Raw genomic sequence first — 17,038 nt, 5'->3', positions numbered from 1 at the left:
GGGGGGGCGCCCCCCCCCCCCCCCCCCCCGGCCCGCCCCGGCCGTCGGCCCGGCGGGGGGGGCGCCCCGGCCCACCGGGGCGCGCGCCCACCGCCGCACTCCAGTCGCCGGCGCCTTCGTCGGGGCCGGCCCTCGGCGCACTTCCTCGACCGGCCGTGAAGAAGGACTCCGGCTGGTCGAAACACGCCGCGAGATCTCCGGCCACGCCGATACGGACCAGGGTCCGCTGCGTCCGCCGAAGTTGCGCAGGCCTGCCTCGATTCCTACGGTGCAGCCGTGACGGGCAGGAACGGGAGGAGCGCACATGCGGGACAGCCCTTAGCCGTCGTAAACTCCCCAGTCCCGCACGCTGCCGTGCCCGGAGCAGTTACCGCCGAAGACCCAGTAACCCGTGCCGACCAACGGACCCCAGATTTCGGTACCGTCCGAGCACTGGGTCCACGATCCGGATCTTCCGTAGTCGACGTTGCAGTCCGCTCTCCACGACGTGCCGTAGTTGACGAAGTTGTTGCAGTAGTTCGCATGCCGTATCGAAGGTGCCCCGTTCGTGCCCTGAGTCACCATCACCGGTCCGTCAGGCACCTCTCGCGGCTGCGCCGTCGTTGCCGAGCCGACGGACTCGACAGGCGCGGGACCCGACGGTGCGGCTACGGCAGTGGAGGCCCCGACCAGGACGAGCAGCAGTCCAGCCGCTGGTACCACGTAGCGTTTCATTTTCCCTCCAGGGAGCAGGAATTCGCGCGGGAGCACCGTGCCATGCACAGAACAGGTATGCGCATGGCACGGGCTGAATCGTTCGATCTCACCGTGACACGGAAGACGCGGGGGCAATTGGGAATCAGTGCAGCGTCACTTGTGTCCTGGCGCAGTCTGAGCTTGCCGTGTGGCCTCGCGGCGGAATTCGGTGGGAGTCATGCCATTGGCTGCCCGGAATGCTCTGCTGAACTCGGCCGGTACCAGGAAGCCCCACCGCGCTGCCAGCGCACTGATCGACTGGCTGCGATGCCGGAAGTCGGCGAGGTCGGCCTGGCAGCGCTCCAGGCGCCGCCGGCGGATTGTGGCCGCGACGGTACTCGCCTCCGTACGGAACAGCTGGTGCAGGGCGCGGACGGAGATGTAGTGGTGCGCTGCGATGTGTGCAGGTGTGAGTTGGGGATTGCCGAGGTTGTGGTCGATGAAGGCATGGATGCGGGCGAGCAGGACTTGACGGCGGGTGTCTGCGGGAAGCCCTGATGCGGCATCGAGCCGCGTGGCCAAGAACGCGGTGGCCAGGTCGAATCCCACACTCCCCAGGCGGAGCAGCTCCGCCTCGTCGCAGTGCGGTGCCTGGTCGCGCAGCCCGGCGAGATAAGACGTGAGGAGCGCTCCCGACCCGGTCCGGGCCGGGAGAAGGGTGGCGACGAGTTCGTCCGTCCGGTCGCGGGGGAGCGCTACCGCCGATCTGGGCAGTCGGATCATGGTGAGCCGAGGGAACTCGCTGCCGTGCCTGAACTCGCAGGCCAGAGGGCGGAAGCTGTCGAACAGGGCCATGTCGCCGGCCTTGAGCAGGACGTTGTTGCGCCGTTGCTCCAGCGCGACCGAGCCGCCGCGGACCAGGAAGAGGAAGTAGGACTCGGGATCCGCCCGCCGGATGTGGATCGGGGTACGGCGGGCTGACATCGGGGAGAAGCGGAATGCTGACACCTGAGTCTGGGGCAGCTGCAGCGAGGTCGCTTCTCCTGCGAAGGAGTCGATGCGGTCGCACGTGATCGACACGGGCATGACCGCTTCGGTGACCATCGACGACCACCATTCGAAACCGGCGCGCGCGCTGACACTGTTGGTTGAGATGTTCGCCGCCTGCGTGCCCGCCATCCCGCCCCCTGGTCCTGAACATGACAGGCCCCAATCTTCAGCTGTCCGATGCCGACAGGCGAGCGGCTCCCCGGTCACTCTGGTCACCTCTCCGGCCAAGAAGCTGTACACCCTGGTGCTGGAACAGTGGAGGCGAGCGTCCGAGTGGCTGTCGGCCCGTTCCTGTCGGCTCCGGCGGGACGCAGGGACCAGCGTTTTGCACCGCCCGCGCCGGATCGGAGAGCGAGCCCTGTGCACCCGCTCCACCGCGAAAGGGCGCGCGATCACCCTGCGTTCCCGCCGCGAACACGAAGCTCTCCAGCTGGCCGAAGCCCGGCAGGAGACGGACGCCTGGAATCGGCAGTACCAGCACCGGGCGGGAGCCGAGGGCACGATCGCGCAGGCCGTCCACTGTTGCGAGGCCCGCCGCTCCCGCTACCGAGGACTGCCAGGACCGCGTTGCGGCACTTCTACACCGGGGCCGCGATGAACTCCGCCCGCCTGGGCGCCTGGCCCACCGGCATCCCCTTCCGCACCTCACCCTTCGCAGCGCTCCGCCCCGCCGGATAGCTCCAGCGGGGCGGAATCAACCAACAGCGTCCGGAGTCTCGGTGCGGGCTCGTCGCTGTCCGTCCCGGGGCGGCGGGACCGGCCGGGCGGCCGCCGTGCGCACGTGCTGTTCCGGCATACGGCGAGGGCGGGCGACCTTCAGTTGCGCCGGTGATCCGCCGGCACGCCCATGTCGGTGAAGAGCTGCTCGGCCTCCGCCCGGTAACGGGTCGCGTCCGGCGTGTCCCCGAGGGCGTCGGCCATGCCCGCGAGCGCGTAGGCCTGCTCGATGCGGTAGCTGAGGGACGAGGCGAGTTCGTGGGCATGGGTGTGGAGTACGAGTGCCGCCGCCACGTCGCCCTGCCGACGGCGCAGCCGGCCCACCACGTTCTCCACCTTGGCCCGGCGCAGCGGCGAGGAGTTGGTCCGCATCATGTCGAGGGCGAGCTCCGCCTGGTCCGGTACGCGGGGCGGCTTTCCGAGCCGGTGCTCCACATCGGCGGACAGCGCCAGGGTCAGGGCGAGGTTCACCTCGTTGCCGGCGTCTCCGTACAGTGCCCGGGCCTCCGCCAGGCAGCGGTCGGCCTCTTCGTACGCGCCCAGGCCGACATGGGCGAAGGCGAGATCGGTGATGGCGCCGGGCAGCCCCTCGTGCTGCCCCAGTTGCCGGCTCAGGTCGGCTGACCGCTGGGCCGCGTCCCGTGCCTCCTCGTACCGGCCCCACTGTTCGTAGAGCGTGCTGAGGATGGTGAGGCTCTCGGCCTCGGCGCGGGGCATGTCCAGGTCGCGTTCGTGCGCGATCGCCGTCTCCATGTGGCCCAGGGCCGCGGAGAAGTCGCCGAGCAGACTGTTGAACTGGCCGAGGATGCTCTCGCTGTGGGCCTGCGTGTGCAGGTCGCCGAGCCGGACCGCGACGTCCCGGCTCTTGCGGGCGGCTTCGAGGCCCTCGGCGAGACGGCCGAGTTTCCAGCAGGCGACGCCCAGGTTGGACAGGCTCACGCCCAGCAGCGCCAGATCCTCCAGCCGGCCCGCTGCGGCGACCGCGACCCGGCTCAGCTCGCCGAACTCCTCCAGGAGCCCGAGGTCGTTGAGCTGGAAGACGAGATTGCGGGCCAGGCACACCACATAGCGGTCGTGCCCCCTGCGCTCGGCGAGCGTGACGGCCGCGAGGAGCGAGGTCTGTTCGCGCAGGAACCACTTCCGTGCCTGCTCGGGGGTGGCGAGGTCGGGCAGTTCGGCCTTGGACGGTTCGATGCCGGTACTGCGTCGACGCCGTCCGGAGTAGAGGAGGTCGCACGCCACCTCGGTGGCCGTCAGGTAGTAGCCCAGCAGCCGCTCCACCGCCGCGGAGTCCTCGGGGGCCTCGACGAGCAGGCTGTGCGCGAAGCTGCGGACCAGGTCGTGGAAGGTGTAGAGGCCGATCTCCGGCTGCTGCACGAGATGGACGTCGAGCAGCATCTCCAGCAGATCCTCCGCGTCCCGCGCGGAGGAGCCCAGCAGCGCACCGGCCGCGTGGACGTCCATGTCGCTGCCCGGGTGCAGGGCCAGCGTCGAGAACGCGTTCCGGCACTCCTCGTCCAGGGCCTGGTAGGACAGGCGCAGGGTGGCGGAGACGCTGCGGGCGCCCGAGCTGAGCTCGTCGAGTCGCCGGGTCTCGTCGCGCAGCCGTTCCGCCAGGTACTGGAGCGTCCAGCGGGGGCGGTTGCGCAGCCGGGCGGTGGCGATCCGAAGGGCGAGGGGGAGATGGCCGCAGAGCCGGGCGAGCTCCACGGCGGCCTCGGGCTCGGCGGCTACGCGCTCGGCACCGAGGGTCTCGGCCACCAGCATCGCGCTGTCCTCGGGAGGCATCACCCCGATGGAGATCCACTGCGCGCCGTCCAGATCGACCAGGCGGGCCCGGCTGGTGACCATGACGAGGCAGCCGGGGGAGAGGGGCAGCAGCGGACGGATGGCGGCGGCGTCGGCCGCGTTGTCGATGAGGATCAGCAGCCGCTTGCCGACCAGGGTGGCACGCCACAGGGCCGTGCGGGCGGGCACGTCGTCGGGGATGAGGTTGCCCGGCACACCGACGGCCCGTAACAGGGTGTCGAGCGCGATTCCGGCGGTCACCGGCTGGTCGCCCGGGGTGTAACCGCGCAGGTCGATGTGGAGCTGGCCGTCCGGGTAGTCCGGGGCGAGCCGGTGCGCCGCCCGCACCGCGAGGGAGGTCTTGCCGCAGCCGCCCATGCCGTCGATGGCCACGATCTGGGGGCCCTGCTCGCCACCGCTCTTGGCGCCCTGCAGGATCTCGGCCAGCTCCCGGTCCCGGCCGGTGAAGTCGGCGAGGTCGTAGGGCAGGGTGCTGGGGGGTTCGGCGGGCAGTGCCACGGCCACGACGGGGGCGGCGGCTGCCGGCTCGGGGCCGGCCAGGTCGGGGCTCTCCCGCAGGATTCCCTCGTACAGCTTGGTCAGGTTGGGGCCGGGGTCGATGCCCAGTTCCTCGGCGAGGAGCTCGCGTACCCTGCCGTACTCGTCCAGGGCCTCGGCCTGCCGCCCGGACCGGTACAGAGCGAGCATCAACTGGCCGCGCAGGGACTCTCGCAGGGGGTGCTGCTGGACCAGTTCCCGCATTTCCACAATGAGTTCGGCGGCGTCGCCGAGTGCGAGCTGGAGTTCGAAGAGCTGCTCCGCCGCGGTCAGCCGACGCTCCTCGATGGAGGTGGAAGCCGCCTCGATGACCGGGCCGCCGCCGCCCGACAGGACAGGGCCCCGCCAGAGGGCGAGGGCGCCGCGCAATATCTCGGCGGCTTCGGCCGTACGGCCGTCGGACGCCTTGAGCTTTGCCTCACGTATCAGTAGGCCAAATTCGGCCACGTCGATTTCGCATTGTTCGAGGGCGACGCGATAGCCCGGCCCGTCGGTGACGAGGACATCGGCACCTCCGGGTATCCGTCTTCGGAGATCCGCGACGGCCTTGCGTACTTGGTGGGGTGCGGTGGTCGGCGGTTCCTCGTCCCAGGCGGCCTCGACCAGCCGGGAAACCGGAAGCACTTTTCCGGGCTCCAGAAGCAGAGTGGCCAGAACTCGCTCTTGTATGACGCCGCCCAGCCGGAGACGCGTTCCGTTGGACCACCCCTCTATCGGGCCAAGAATATTGAAGCGCAGCCGAAACTCTTCTGCAGTTGACACGCATCCTCCCCCTCAACTCTGCGCAGCCGCAGCGCTTCACCAGCGCGAAGCGATCGTATCCGCTGCGGGAGGAACTGGCGGTACTGCACCGGGAAGAGTTCGGGAATGGCTCGATGGAGTCTGTTCATCGACGGCAGGCCTTCGCTGCCACGGACAGCACGGAGCGTACGGAGCGTGAGCGGAGACCGCAAAGATCCCGGACCGGCCGCGCGTTCCGGACACCCTGGGCGGCCGGGTGACCGGTCATTGCGTTTTCTGAGCATGTGGAGACCGAGGAGACAATGATGAATTCCCAGCCCGCACCCGGGCTCGACGTTCTGCTGCAGAATGCGCGCCGGCGGGCGGGACTCACTCAGGAACAACTCGCCGGACTTTCCACGGTGAGCGTACGAGCCATTCGCGACCTGGAACTCGGGCGGGTCCAGCACCCGCGCAGGGAAACACTGAAGCTCCTCGCCAACGCGATGAGGCTGAGCGACGCGCGGCGCGTCGAGCTGGAACTCGCCGTCGATGCAAAGGCCGCAGGGCGCGTCTTCCAGGACATCTACGGAACGGGCCTCGCCACACCACCGCCTCCGCTGCGCCCGCTGATCGGGCGGCGTCCCGAACTGGAGGCGCTCACGGCCCGGTTGCGTACGGACCACGAGCGGCTGCTGACCCTGGTGGGTCTGCCGGGAGTGGGAAAGTCCCGGCTCGCCCAGGAGGCCGCCTCGGTGATTCACGCCCGGGACGGGGTTCCGGTGCTGTGGGTCTCCCTGGACGACACCGCCGAGACCGCCGCGGCGGACCCCAACAATCCGCAGGCGACCGTGACCGGATGGGTGCGCTCACTCGTCCGCGACGGCGAGGAATTCGAGGAACTCGCCGCGCTCATAGGGTCCAGGGCGACCTTGATCGTGCTGGATGGTCACGATGCGTCACCATCTGTCACCCCTCGCCTGCTGAGTCTGCTGCGCGCCTGTGAGCGCCTGAAAATACTCACCACCACCGACCGCCCGGTCCAGCTGCCCGGTGGCCGGCTGCTGCCACTGGCTCCGCTCGCGGTGCCGACCGCCGCCGATCTCGCCGCCGAGCCGGTGGGCGGCTCCCTCGTCGTGGACCGGCAGGCAGTAGAGCTGACGCTCTCTCATGTCAGTTATATGCGGCCCGACTTCCTCCCCACCGACTCCGTCGTCACCACCGTGGCCCACATCTGCCGGGCCCTGGACGGCATGCCGCAGGCGCTGGAGGCCGCCGCCTCGTGGCTACTGCTGTACTCCCCGCAGCAGCTCCTGGACATCGCTCGCACCACACCGCTGGTGCTGCTCGACGGGGTCACGCCCGCCGATCCCGCCGCCGGCCCCACCCTGGGCGAGCGGCTCACCGCCGCCGTGACCGGGCTCGACCCGCAGGCCGCCGGTCTACTCCGCATACTGGCGACGCTGGAGGACCCGTGGACGGTGGACGGAGCCGCGCGGGCCTGCGGCACCTCGCTGGCCGAGACCGCCCGTGATGTGCATGCCCTGCTGGTCCGCGGCCTGGTCCGCCGGCTCCCCACGACAGCGGGCGGCCCGGTGGGATTCACCGTCCTCAATCTGGTCCGCGCGGTGCTCGAAGCGGAGCAGGAGACGGCGCCCGCCGCTCTCGCCGCAGCCCTGGCCGAATGACGGCCGCCCCGCCGGGAGGCGCGGGCCGACTCCCGCCCCTCCGGGGCCGGGGATTCTCCGCTTCTTCCCTCCGTGTCCCTCCTGCTGCCGCGTCACCCGGGGCCTCTCGTTCCCCACTCCGCTGCCCGACCCTGTTCCCGTTCTCGTGAAAGGCACCCCACCCATGCGCAACCTGATCTCCCTCGCCGACCTCACGCCCGCCGAGCTGGACCACCTCGTCCGGCGTGCCGTCGCGTTCGGCCGCGACGGCATCGTGCCGAAGCCGCTGGCCGGGCGCCAGGTAGGCCTCTACTTCCGCAAGTCCTCGACGCGGACCCGGACATCATTCTGGAGCGCGGCCACCCGCCTCGGCGCCGATGTGATCACCTTCGGTCCGAACGAGCTGCAGCTCACCACCGGTGAGACGGTGGAGGACACCGCCCGGGTACTCGGGCAGTACCTGGACGCCCTCGTCGTACGCACCAACGGGGACGTGGAGGAGATCCGCCGGCTCGGCAGCAGCGAGGACCTGGCCGTCGTCAACGCCCTGAGCCTGGACGAGCACCCGACCCAGGCCATCGCCGATCTCGCCACCCTGGCCGAGGAGTTCGGCTCGCTCGACGGTCTGCATCTGCTCGCCGTCGGCGAGGGCAACAGCTCGGGCGCGGCACTCGCGCTCGCCGCGGCCCTCACCCCCGGCCTGCGCCTCACCCTGCTGTGCCCGGCGGGATACGAGGTGCCCAAGGAGACCCTGGACCTGGCGGCCGAGCTCAGCGGCGGCAAGGCCCTGGTGAACCAGGTCGTGACGCCCGACGAGGTGGAGGGGCCGGTCGACGCGGTGTACACCAGCCGGTGGCAGACCATGGGGGTGACGAAGGAGAACCCCGACTGGCTGGGGGACTTCGACGGCTTCCAGATCAATCGCGCCTTCCTTGACCGCTTCTCCGGCCCGCGCACCGTCTTCCTGCACGACCTGCCCGCGGTCCGCGGCGAGGAGGTCACCGACGAGGTGCTCGACGGCCCGTCGAGCCGGGCCTGGCGGCAGGCCCACCACAAGATGACCGCCGCCGCGGCGGTCCTGGAGTGGTGCGTACGGGGCTTCCAGGACTGACAGTGAAGACGTGTGGTGGCTTCTGCGGCGGGTCCGGCTCGCGGACTGACCGCGGCCGCACCACGGCCACCGGCACCACCTGATCACCTGCACCACCGGCTCCTGGCGGACATGGGTTCACGACCTAGACCACCCGTGTCCGCCGGGAGCCTTCCGCGTGTTCCGCGTAAGGGATCCCGTTCCGTACACCGTACGGAAGAGGCGGCCACGGAAAAGGGCGGGTACGGGGCGCATGTGCCGCGCCTCGCACCCGCCCTCCGGGACCGGGACGACCGATGGGGTCAGCCACCCATTGCCGCAACCACCGAACGCGGCCGCATATCGGTCCAGTTCGCCTCGATGAATTCCCCGCACTCCTGCTTGCTGCCCTCGTCCTTCACCAGTTCCCAGCCCGCCGGCTGCTGGATCCGGGCCGGCCACAACGAATACTGACCCTCTTCGTTGGCCAGCACTACATAGCGGCCCTGGGCGTCCTCGAACGGGTTGGTTGCCATGATTTCCACCTCGGTTGGACGATGTTGTACGTGAATGCCGTCAGGTGTGTCTGAGTGTTTCGGCTGCATCAAATGCTAGAAGCCGCAGACCGGTTCGCCGGGCAGAAGTCCAGGCAGATCGGCGGCACCACGGACCGCGGGATCAGGTGAGGACGCGGGCCGTCCGATGCGCGTAGGTGAGGGCGACCCCGGTCGCCACGGTGGCCGCGCGCACAGCCCCGAGCGCCTCGCGCACCAGCTCCGAACGCTCCACCGGCATCACCTCGATCCCGGGCTGGCCTGCGCGGACGATGTTCACCGCGGCTTCGAGCACGGCGACCTGGGCCTCGCCCAGCGCCTCCCGCCGGTCGACCCGTTCCCGTACCTCCGCCAGGACGTCCGCGAGCACGTCCGCCGCACGGACGCTGTGGCCGGTCTCTGCCATGTCATGACTCCTCGGTCTTTCGCCGGCGGATTGCACGGGGCCGGACGCTGAATTCTGCGGGTGCGGTGCCTAAGGGCTGTCCCGCAATCCCCGGCGGGCGCGCGACGTCAGCTGCTTCCCAAGCTCTCGGCAGCGCTCGAGCAGGGGAGCCCCCACTCCTCGCGGCGTTGTCGGAACGTCCGCATACATCCATAATGCGGACGTCCCTCTGCCTTGCGATGCACCGCATCTGACGTCGCGCGCTGATCCGCCGGGAATTGCGGGACAGCCCTCAGTCTCACGCCCCGCCGGTCGCCCGGCACCGGGCTCGCGGTCAACTGCTCCTCTGCTGCCGCCCAGTTGCCGCCGCTCACGCCGGAAGCGCCGCCGGAGCGAATCTACGGTTGTGGCCGAAAGGGAGTTCCGGGCAAGCCTGGATCTCTTTCTCCCCTTGTCATCCAATGATGTGGACGAAGCGAACAATGAAGCCTGCGGAATGGGCGGCTCGTCATCGATCCGGGCCGCTGGATGTTGTTGTCACCGGACTGCAATCCGATGCTCACACCTGGAATCTCATCTACATCCAACTGCTGCTCGAAGACCTCGGGCACAAGGTCGTCAATCTGGGTTCCTGCGTGCCCGAGGACGAGATCGTCGAGTCCTGCTGCAAGTTCCAGCCCGACCTCCTGGTCGTCAGCAGCGTCAACGGGCACGGCTTCAACGACGCCGAGCCGCTGATCGGAGCCATCCGGTCGCGCTGGGAGCTGACCGGCCTGCCCGCGGTCATCGGCGGCAAGCTCGGCGTGTCCGGAGACGGGGAGGAAGAGGCCGACGCCCTCATGAGGGCCGGGTTCGACGCGGTCTTCCAGGACGGTGTCGACATCGCCGCCTTCGAGTCCTACGTCGACTCGCTTCCCAAGGAGGTGGAACGTTGACCGCGCCGGTGCAGGAGGCGGCTCCCGGGAGCCGCACCACGGTGCACCGGCGACCGCTCTCCTTCGGCCGCTTCGTCGCCGGGGCGCAGGCCCGTGGCTCACTCGTGGTCCAGCCCCGCATGGGCTTCTCCGACCCCGCACTGATGAGAGCCGGCCTGCTGGCCACCAAGGGAGCGGCGGACGCGGTCGTCGGCACCATGACGATCGACAGCTACACGCGGGTCAACGACGAGGCGTCCGCGGCCCGCGCCCTGGACGGCGGGGTCCCGCTCAACGGATTCCCGATCACCTCCTACAGCCCGCACACCTCGCGCTGGGTCCTCGACGGCGTCCGGGACGCGGGCTTCCCGGTGCAGATCCGGCACGGCTCGGCCCGCCCCCAGCGCATCGTCACCGCGCTGGCCCGGCTCGGCCTGGACGCGACGGAGGGCGGCCCGGTCTCCTACTGCCTGCCCTACGGACGCACCCCGCTCCTGGACTCCGTACGCAACTGGCAGGAAGCCTGCGACTTCCTGGCCGGACTGCGCGGCACCGGCGCGGAACCGCACCTGGAGACCTTCGGCGGCTGCATGCTCGGCCAGCTCTGCCCGCCCGGGCTGCTCGTCGCCATCAGCGCGCTGGAGGCGCTCTTCTTCCACCGGGCGGGGCTGCGCAGCATCTCGCTCAGCTACGCCCAGCAGACCAACGCGGACCAGGACCGCGACGCGATGCACGCACTGCGCCGGCTGGCCGGCGAGTTCCTGCCGGACACCGACTGGCACATCGTCCTCTACACCTACATGGGCCTCTACCCGCAGACCCGGCACGGTTCCCTGGAACTCCTGGAACGGTCGGCCGAACTGGCCGTGGAGACCGGGGCGGCCCGGCTGATCGTGAAGACCGCGGCCGAGGCGCACCGCATCCCGACCGTGGCGGAGAACGTCGAGGCCCTGCGGGTTGCTGCGCGGGCCGCCGCCCGGCACCGCACGGCGACCGGCGCCCGCCCCGGGAACGCTCCTGTCCCGCACACCGACCCCGCGGACAACGCCGTCTACGCAGAGGCCCGTGCCCTGGTGGACGCCGTGCTGAACCTGGACGACGACCTGGGCCAGGCCCTGCTGAAGGCCTTCGCCCGCGGATACCTCGACATCCCCTACTGCCTGCACCCCGACAACGCGGGCCGCACCCGGAGCCATATCGACGGATCCGGCCGCCTCACGTGGTCCGAGATCGGGGCCATGCCCCTCGGGCCCGTCCGCGAGCGCGGCCGGCGGCTCACCGCCGCCGGGCTGTTCGACGCCCTGTCGTTCGTACAGCGCCGGCACGACCGCACCCTCCCCCCGCCCGCTTCCCGCCCTTCGCTCCCCACGGCGGCCCGTCGCCCGGCAGCCCATCGGCAGCACACCCAGGAGGTAGCACCATGACCAGCACGATCGCCGAGTTCCACGGCAGCGTCGCGCCCTCTTTCCCGGCCTCTCCCGACCAGCACCTGATCGCCGAGCCGACCCGTGCCACGCTGCGGGTGCAGAGCCGCATGCTCGCGGCGACCCGCGCCTTCCTCACCGCGCAGGGGTTCCAGGAGCTGCTGCCGCCGGTCATCGGACCGGTCACCGACCCGGGAATCCGGGGCTCCAAGCAGGTGGACGTCGACTTCTACGGCCACAAGTACAAGCTGATGACCAGCGCGATCCTCTACAAGCAGGCATCGCTGCTGGCCTTCGACAAGATCTTCTACATCGCGCCCAACGTCCGCCTGGAACCGCTGGAGACGGCCGTCACGCACCGCCATCTCGCCGAGTTCCACCAGATCGACGTGGAGATCCGCGACGCCCGCCGCGAGGACGCGATGGAGCTCGCCGAGCGGCTCGTCGCCCATGTCGTCGGCGAGGTCGTCCGCGAGATGCCGGGGGACCTGGAGCTCCTCGGCCGGGACCGGGACGCCTTCCGGGAGGTGGTCCAGGGGGCGTTCGACCGCACCACGCACAAGCAGGCCACCGCGGACCTGGTGGCGCTCGGCCACCCGCAGGACCCGGGCGCCGAGATCGACTGGGAGGGCGAGGAAATCCTCTCCGCGAAGACCAGCCGCCCGTTCTTCGTCGTCGACTACCCCAAGGGCTCGCGGGGCTTCTACGACCAGGAGGACACCGACCGCCCCGGCGTCCTGCGCAACTTCGACCTGATCGCCCCCGAGGGCTACGGCGAACTGGCCAGCGGCAGCGAGCGCGAGCACGACTACGCGGCCCTCGTCACCCGGATGCGCGAGACCGGCGAGAACCCCGCGAAGTACGGCTGGTACCTCGACCTGGCCCGCCGCGGCATCCCCGCCAGCTCCGGCTTCGGCATCGGTCTGGAGCGCTTCACCCGGTACGTCACCGGTCGCACCGCCGCCTGGGAGGCCAGCGCCTACCCGAAGGTCCCCGGAGTGATGTCGGCATGAGCACGGTACTGAGCGCTTCGGGCTTCCCCGAGGAACAGGTGCGGCACCGGGCCAGGGCCGGATCGGCCGGGGTCTTCCCCGCGCTGGAGTCCTACGGCAGCAGCATGCTGGGCGCGGTCCCGGCCGGCCAGGACCCGTACGACCTGCTGGAACGCGCCAGGATCGTACCCCCGGTGTTCATGCCGGAGCGACTGAAGAAGCTCATCGACCTGGCCCGTGAACCGCTGTACACGGACGTCGAACTGGACACATCGCTCGGCGGGTTCACCTCCCGGCTGCCGCTCTACGTGTCCGCGTTCGGCTCCACCCAGGTCGCCAGCCACGACCTGGGCGAGGCAGCCGGACGCCAGGCCGGGCGGCTCGGCATCCCGATGGTCATCGGGGAGAACGTGGTGCCGGTCAACGGCTACCGCGCCGCCGCCGACGCCGCTGCCTCCCCGCTGCTCGGCCGGATCGCCGCCTACACGGCTGCCGCCGACGACGAGTACGGCGGTGTGGTGGTGCAGCAGTCCACCGAGGACGCGGACGCCGAGGTGTGGAACCTGGTCTACAGCGACCCGGTGTCCGAACCGCTGCTGGCCACCGGCCGGCTCGCCTTCGAGCTGAAGGTCGGCCAGGGCGCCAAGCCGGGGCTCGGCGGACTCACCGTCCTGGGCCGCGAGGCCGGCGACCGGGTCGCCGGACAGTACGCCATGGACGAGGTGTTCGGTGCCGGCACCGACTCGGTGCTGCGGATCAGCAGCCCCGGCACCTTCACCGAGGAGATCCTGCGCCAGCAGATCCGGCTGATGCGGAACAACTTCCCCCGCGTGAAGGTGTGGGTGAAGCTGCACCCCGGGCGCGACATCGCCCTCGCCGCGGCCACCGCCTGGGCGGCCGGCGCGGACTCCGTCACCGTGGACGGCGCGGAGGGCGGCACCGCCTGGGCGCCGACCGCATTCCTCGGCCAGGTCGGGCTCCCGCTCGGCGAGTGCCTCACCCGCATCGGCCGCACCGACCACTGCCTGCTCGCCAGCGGGCGGATCTGGGAAGGCAGCAGGGCCGTCAAGGCGCTGGCGCTCGGAGCCCGCGCCGTCGGCCTCGGCCGGGCCGCACTGCTCGCGGTGGACGAGGACGCCGAGGCCGGCCTGGTCCGGCTGGTCGAGTCCGTCGCCCTCGAACTCCGGCTGCTGATCAGCTCCGTCGGCAAGTACCACGTGAACGCCCTGGAAGCGGACGACATCCTGCTGCCGGCCGACGCCGCGACGGGCTCCCGTACCGGCTGATCCCCCGCTCCACCACCCGCTTCGCACCAACTGCACGTCATCCACCGTGGCTCCGTCGGTCTCCCGGCACGCCGCGAGACCACGAGATCCGAGCTACCGAGAAGGTGTCGAGATGTTCCAGCCGCAAACCGATCCAGCTCTCTTTCCCGGCATCGGCGTTCCCGCGCACGTCGCCACGTACAACGACACGGCCGAGGACCTGCCCGCGGGCGCGCTGCACGCTCTCTTCGCGGCGCAGGCCGCTCGCACCCCGGAGGCCGTCGCCCTCGTCCGCGAGGACCGCCGTCTCACCTACCGGGAGCTGGACGGCGCGGCCAACGCCCTCGCACACCGGCTCGTCGCCGGGGGCGTACGGCCCGGCGACGCGGTCGGCCTTCTCTTCGACCGCTCCTTCGCCTACGTCATCACCGTCCTCGCCGTGATGAAGAGCGGTGGGGTGTACGTCCCCCTCGATCCCCGCCAGCCCGAGGAGCGCCTCGGCTGGATCCTCTCCAGCACCGGGGCCACCCTCCTGGTGACCGACCGCCCGGCCGGGGATACCGGCTTCGCGGGAGCCCTGCCCGCCCTGCGGCTCGACGACACGAGCGCCACGGCCGACTCGGCCGCCACCGCACCCGATGTCACGGTCCACCCGGACCATCCGCTCTACATGATGTTCACCTCCGGCTCCAGCGGCACCCCCAAGGGCGTCGTCAACACCCACCGCAACGTGGTCGAACTGGCCCTGGACCCGGGCTTCGGCGCCGAGGCCCACGAGCGGGTACTCGCCTACTCGCCGCTGCCCTTCGACTCCTCCACCTACGAGCTGTGGGTTCCGCTGCTGCGTGGCGGACTGGCCGTCGTACTGCCCGCCCCGAAGATCGACATCGGCGAGCTGGCCGACGCCATCACCCGCTACGGGGCGACCGCCGCCTACTTCACGACCGCCCTCTTCGACGCCATGGCCAGCGAGGCGATCGACGCCCTGGGGCAGCTGCGCGAGATCTGGACCGGCGGCGACGTGCTGTCCGCCACTGCCCTCCAACGGGCCCTCGACCACTGCCCGGACACCACATTCGTGCACGTCTACGGTCCCACCGAGGCGACCGTCTTCTGCAGCTACCAGGCCTTCACCCCCGAGGTGCGCACTCTCGACCGGCTGCACCTGGGCATTCCGATGGCGAACACCGCCATGTACGTCCTGGACGCCGAGCTGCGCCACACCGGCCCGGGTGAAACCGGCGAACTCTACGTCGCGGGACCGCACCTCGCCCAGGGCTACGGCCGGCTGCCCGCCCTGACCGCCGAGCGTTTCACCGCCGACCCGTACGGACCGGCCGGCAGCCGCATGTACCGCACCGGCGACCTGGCCGCCTGGAACGAGCACGGCGAGATCGTGTTCCTGGGCCGCGCGGACCAGCAGGTCAAACTGCGCGGCAACCGCATCGAGCTCGGCGAGATCGAGACCGTGCTGGTCCGCCACCCCTCCGTAGCCCAGGCCGCCGTCATCGTCCGCGAGGACCGGCCCGGCGACAAGCGCCTGGTCGCCTACGTCGTACCTGCCGAGGAAGGCGTCCTGGACGGGGCCGGACTCCTGCGGTACGCGGCTGCGGAGCTCGTCGAGTACATGGTGCCCTCGGCGGTCGTCCCGATGGGGACCCTGCCGCTGACCCCGAACGGCAAGCTGGACCGGCGCGCACTGCCCGCCCCCCGGGTAGGCGTCGCACCGGGCGGCCGGGCCCCGCGCAACCCCGTCGAGGAAGTCCTCTGCGGCCTGTTCGCCCACTCCCTCGGCCTGCCTTCGATCGGAATCGACGACGACTTCTTCACCTCCGGCGGCCACTCGCTGCTGGCGACCCGGCTGGTCAGCCGGGTGCGCACCGTCCTCGACGTCCAGCTGACGCTGCGACAGTTCTTCGAGTACCCGACCGTCGCGCTGCTCGCCGAGTACGTTGCCACCGGCGGTGGCGACTCCGCCCGCCCGGCGCTGACCGCCCAGGAGCGCCCGGAGCGGCTGCCGCTCTCGGCGGCCCAGCAACGCCTGTGGTTCCTCGACCAGTTGGAGGGACCGTCGGCGACGTACAACATCCCGCTCGCCGTCCGGGTGCGGGGCAAGCTCGATGTCGCCGCCCTGGAGTCCGCGTTCACCGATGTCGCGGGGCGGCACGAGAGCCTGCGCACCGTGTTCGGTCAGGCCGAGGGGCAGACCTACCAGCGGATCCTGCCCGCCGACAGCGTCCGGGTGGAGCTGCCGGTCACCCCGGCGACCGAGGACGGCGTCGCCGCACTGCTCACCGAGGAGTCCGAGCGCTTCTTCGACCTGTCTGCCGATCTTCCTTTCCGGGGAAGGCTGTTCAGCCTGGGCGAGCAGGACCACGTGCTCCTGGTGGTCATGCACCACATCGTCTCCGACGGCTGGTCCTACCAGCCGCTCATGCGCGATCTGAGCACCGCCTACGCGACCCGCTCGCGCGGTGAACGCCCCGCCTGGGAGCCGCTGCCCGCCCAGTACGCGGACTACGCACTCTGGCACCGCGACGTGCTCGGTGACCCGACGGACCAGGAGAGTGTGGCCTCCCGCCAACTCGACTACTGGCGCAGCGCGTTGGCCGGCCTTCCCGAGGAGGTCACCCTGCCGGCCGACCGTCAGCGGCCGGCCGTCGCCTCCTACCGGGGAGCCACCCACACCGTGCACCTCTCCGAGGACGTGCACTCCTCGCTCGCGGAGCTGGCGCGCGAGTCGGGTGCCTCGGTGTTCATGGTGGCCCAGGCGGCGGTGTCGACGCTGCTGTCCCGTTCCGGTGCGGGCCACGACATCCCGCTCGGCTCGCCGATCGCCGGCCGTACGGATCAGGCGCTCGACGACCTCGTCGGCTTCTTCGTCAACACGCTCGTCCTGCGTACCGACACCAGCGGTGATCCGAGCTTCCGTGAGCTGCTGAACCGGGTCCGGGAGACCGACCTGGCCGCCTGGAGCCACCAGGACCTGCCCTTCGACCGCCTGGTCGAAGCCCTCAACCCGGACCGGTCCGCCGCCCGGCACCCGCTGTTCCAGGTGATGCTGACCCTGACGGACGCGGCCACGCCGACACTCGTCGCCGAGGACCTGGACGCCGAATCGGAGTTCACCTGGCTGAGGTTCGCCAAGTTCGATCTGACGTTCTCCTTCGCCGAGTGTCGTTCGGTGGATGGTCGGCCGGGTGGTCTGGACATCACGATCGAGTACGCGACGGATCTGTATGACGCGCGTTCGGTGGAGT

Annotated in this window: 12 protein-coding genes; 8 read left to right on the top strand and 4 right to left on the bottom strand. The window is 70.6% G+C overall.

The window, feature by feature from the left end; translation table 11 throughout:
* Positions 1-849: 849 nt before the first annotated feature.
* Positions 850-1,854, bottom strand: coding sequence for an AraC-like ligand-binding domain-containing protein (locus ACWCQ6_RS31740; RefSeq protein WP_451095111.1), 1,005 nt, complete (start codon positions 1,852-1,854; stop codon positions 850-852).
* On the opposite strand from ACWCQ6_RS31740, the gene ACWCQ6_RS31735 reads away from it, so the two are divergent.
* Positions 1,760-2,323 carry a transposase gene (locus ACWCQ6_RS31735; protein ID WP_451095109.1) on the top strand — a complete coding sequence of 188 codons (564 nt, stop codon included), beginning with the start codon at positions 1,760-1,762 and terminating at the stop codon, positions 2,321-2,323. The two genes, ACWCQ6_RS31740 and ACWCQ6_RS31735, sit on opposite strands and share 95 nt — an antisense overlap.
* A 218-nt stretch (positions 2,324-2,541) precedes the next feature.
* Here the strand turns inward: ACWCQ6_RS31735 and ACWCQ6_RS31730 are convergent, their stop codons facing one another.
* Entirely contained in the window at positions 2,542-5,412 is a 2,871-nt protein-coding gene (locus tag ACWCQ6_RS31730) for a BTAD domain-containing putative transcriptional regulator (protein WP_451095107.1), read from the bottom strand.
* Positions 5,413-5,834: 422 nt separating this feature from the next.
* On the opposite strand from ACWCQ6_RS31730, the gene ACWCQ6_RS31725 reads away from it, so the two are divergent.
* The gene (locus tag ACWCQ6_RS31725) at positions 5,835-7,196 is read left to right on the top strand and encodes a helix-turn-helix domain-containing protein (protein ID WP_451095105.1); all 1,362 of its coding nucleotides are present in this window, start codon (positions 5,835-5,837) and stop codon (positions 7,194-7,196) included.
* 163 nt (positions 7,197-7,359) lie between these two features.
* Positions 7,360-8,286, top strand: coding sequence for an ornithine carbamoyltransferase (locus tag ACWCQ6_RS31720; protein WP_451095103.1), 927 nt, complete (start codon positions 7,360-7,362; stop codon positions 8,284-8,286).
* Positions 8,287-8,567: 281 nt separating this feature from the next.
* Here ACWCQ6_RS31720 and ACWCQ6_RS31715 read toward each other — a convergent pair whose 3' ends face one another.
* Positions 8,568-8,780, bottom strand: coding sequence for an MbtH family protein (locus ACWCQ6_RS31715; RefSeq protein ID WP_451095101.1), 213 nt, complete (start codon positions 8,778-8,780; stop codon positions 8,568-8,570).
* Positions 8,781-8,922: 142 nt separating this feature from the next.
* Positions 8,923-9,204 (bottom strand): hypothetical protein, encoded by a 282-nt coding sequence (locus tag ACWCQ6_RS31710; RefSeq protein ID WP_451095099.1) that lies wholly within the window; start codon positions 9,202-9,204, stop codon positions 8,923-8,925.
* Between the two features lie 461 nt (positions 9,205-9,665).
* Here ACWCQ6_RS31710 and ACWCQ6_RS31705 point away from each other — a divergent pair, with 461 nt between their 5' ends.
* The 5 genes from ACWCQ6_RS31705 to ACWCQ6_RS31685 form a co-directional block, all read left to right on the top strand.
* On the top strand, positions 9,666-10,118 hold the full coding sequence (locus ACWCQ6_RS31705; RefSeq protein ID WP_266735462.1) for a cobalamin B12-binding domain-containing protein: 453 nt from the start codon (positions 9,666-9,668) through the stop codon (positions 10,116-10,118).
* A complete protein-coding gene (locus ACWCQ6_RS31700; RefSeq protein ID WP_451095097.1) occupies positions 10,115-11,521 on the top strand; it encodes a methylaspartate mutase in 1,407 nt (468 codons plus the stop codon). Before ACWCQ6_RS31705 ends, ACWCQ6_RS31700 begins: the two co-directional genes overlap by 4 nt.
* Positions 11,518-12,534: an asparagine synthetase A gene (locus tag ACWCQ6_RS31695; RefSeq protein ID WP_451095095.1), complete on the top strand. Its 1,017-nt coding sequence runs from the start codon at positions 11,518-11,520 to the stop codon at positions 12,532-12,534. The genes ACWCQ6_RS31700 and ACWCQ6_RS31695 overlap by 4 nt, the downstream gene beginning before the upstream one ends.
* On the top strand, positions 12,531-13,799 hold the full coding sequence (locus ACWCQ6_RS31690) for a glutamate synthase-related protein (RefSeq protein WP_451095093.1): 1,269 nt from the start codon (positions 12,531-12,533) through the stop codon (positions 13,797-13,799). Before ACWCQ6_RS31695 ends, ACWCQ6_RS31690 begins: the two co-directional genes overlap by 4 nt.
* A 112-nt stretch (positions 13,800-13,911) precedes the next feature.
* A partial coding sequence (locus ACWCQ6_RS31685; protein ID WP_451095091.1) for an amino acid adenylation domain-containing protein occupies positions 13,912-17,038 on the top strand: 3,127 nt, incomplete at its 3' end.

The organism is Streptomyces sp. NPDC001880, from assembly GCF_053594575.1.
Note: the sequence above shows the minus strand (reverse complement) of the source record. Positions and strands in the feature narration are given on the sequence as shown.

Coding starts and splice junctions, on each gene's coding strand:
- ACWCQ6_RS31690 (WP_451095093.1), top strand. CDS start 12,531: ATGAGCACGGTACTGAGCGCTTCGGGCTTCCCCGAGGAACAGGTGCGG.
- ACWCQ6_RS31710 (WP_451095099.1), bottom strand. CDS start 9,204: ATGGCAGAGACCGGCCACAGCGTCCGTGCGGCGGACGTGCTCGCGGAC.
- ACWCQ6_RS31740 (WP_451095111.1), bottom strand. CDS start 1,854: ATGGCGGGCACGCAGGCGGCGAACATCTCAACCAACAGTGTCAGCGCG.
- ACWCQ6_RS31695 (WP_451095095.1), top strand. CDS start 11,518: ATGACCAGCACGATCGCCGAGTTCCACGGCAGCGTCGCGCCCTCTTTC.
- ACWCQ6_RS31720 (WP_451095103.1), top strand. CDS start 7,360: ATGCGCAACCTGATCTCCCTCGCCGACCTCACGCCCGCCGAGCTGGAC.
- ACWCQ6_RS31725 (WP_451095105.1), top strand. CDS start 5,835: ATGAATTCCCAGCCCGCACCCGGGCTCGACGTTCTGCTGCAGAATGCG.
- ACWCQ6_RS31705 (WP_266735462.1), top strand. CDS start 9,666: ATGAAGCCTGCGGAATGGGCGGCTCGTCATCGATCCGGGCCGCTGGAT.
- ACWCQ6_RS31735 (WP_451095109.1), top strand. CDS start 1,760: ATGACCGCTTCGGTGACCATCGACGACCACCATTCGAAACCGGCGCGC.
- ACWCQ6_RS31715 (WP_451095101.1), bottom strand. CDS start 8,780: ATGGCAACCAACCCGTTCGAGGACGCCCAGGGCCGCTATGTAGTGCTG.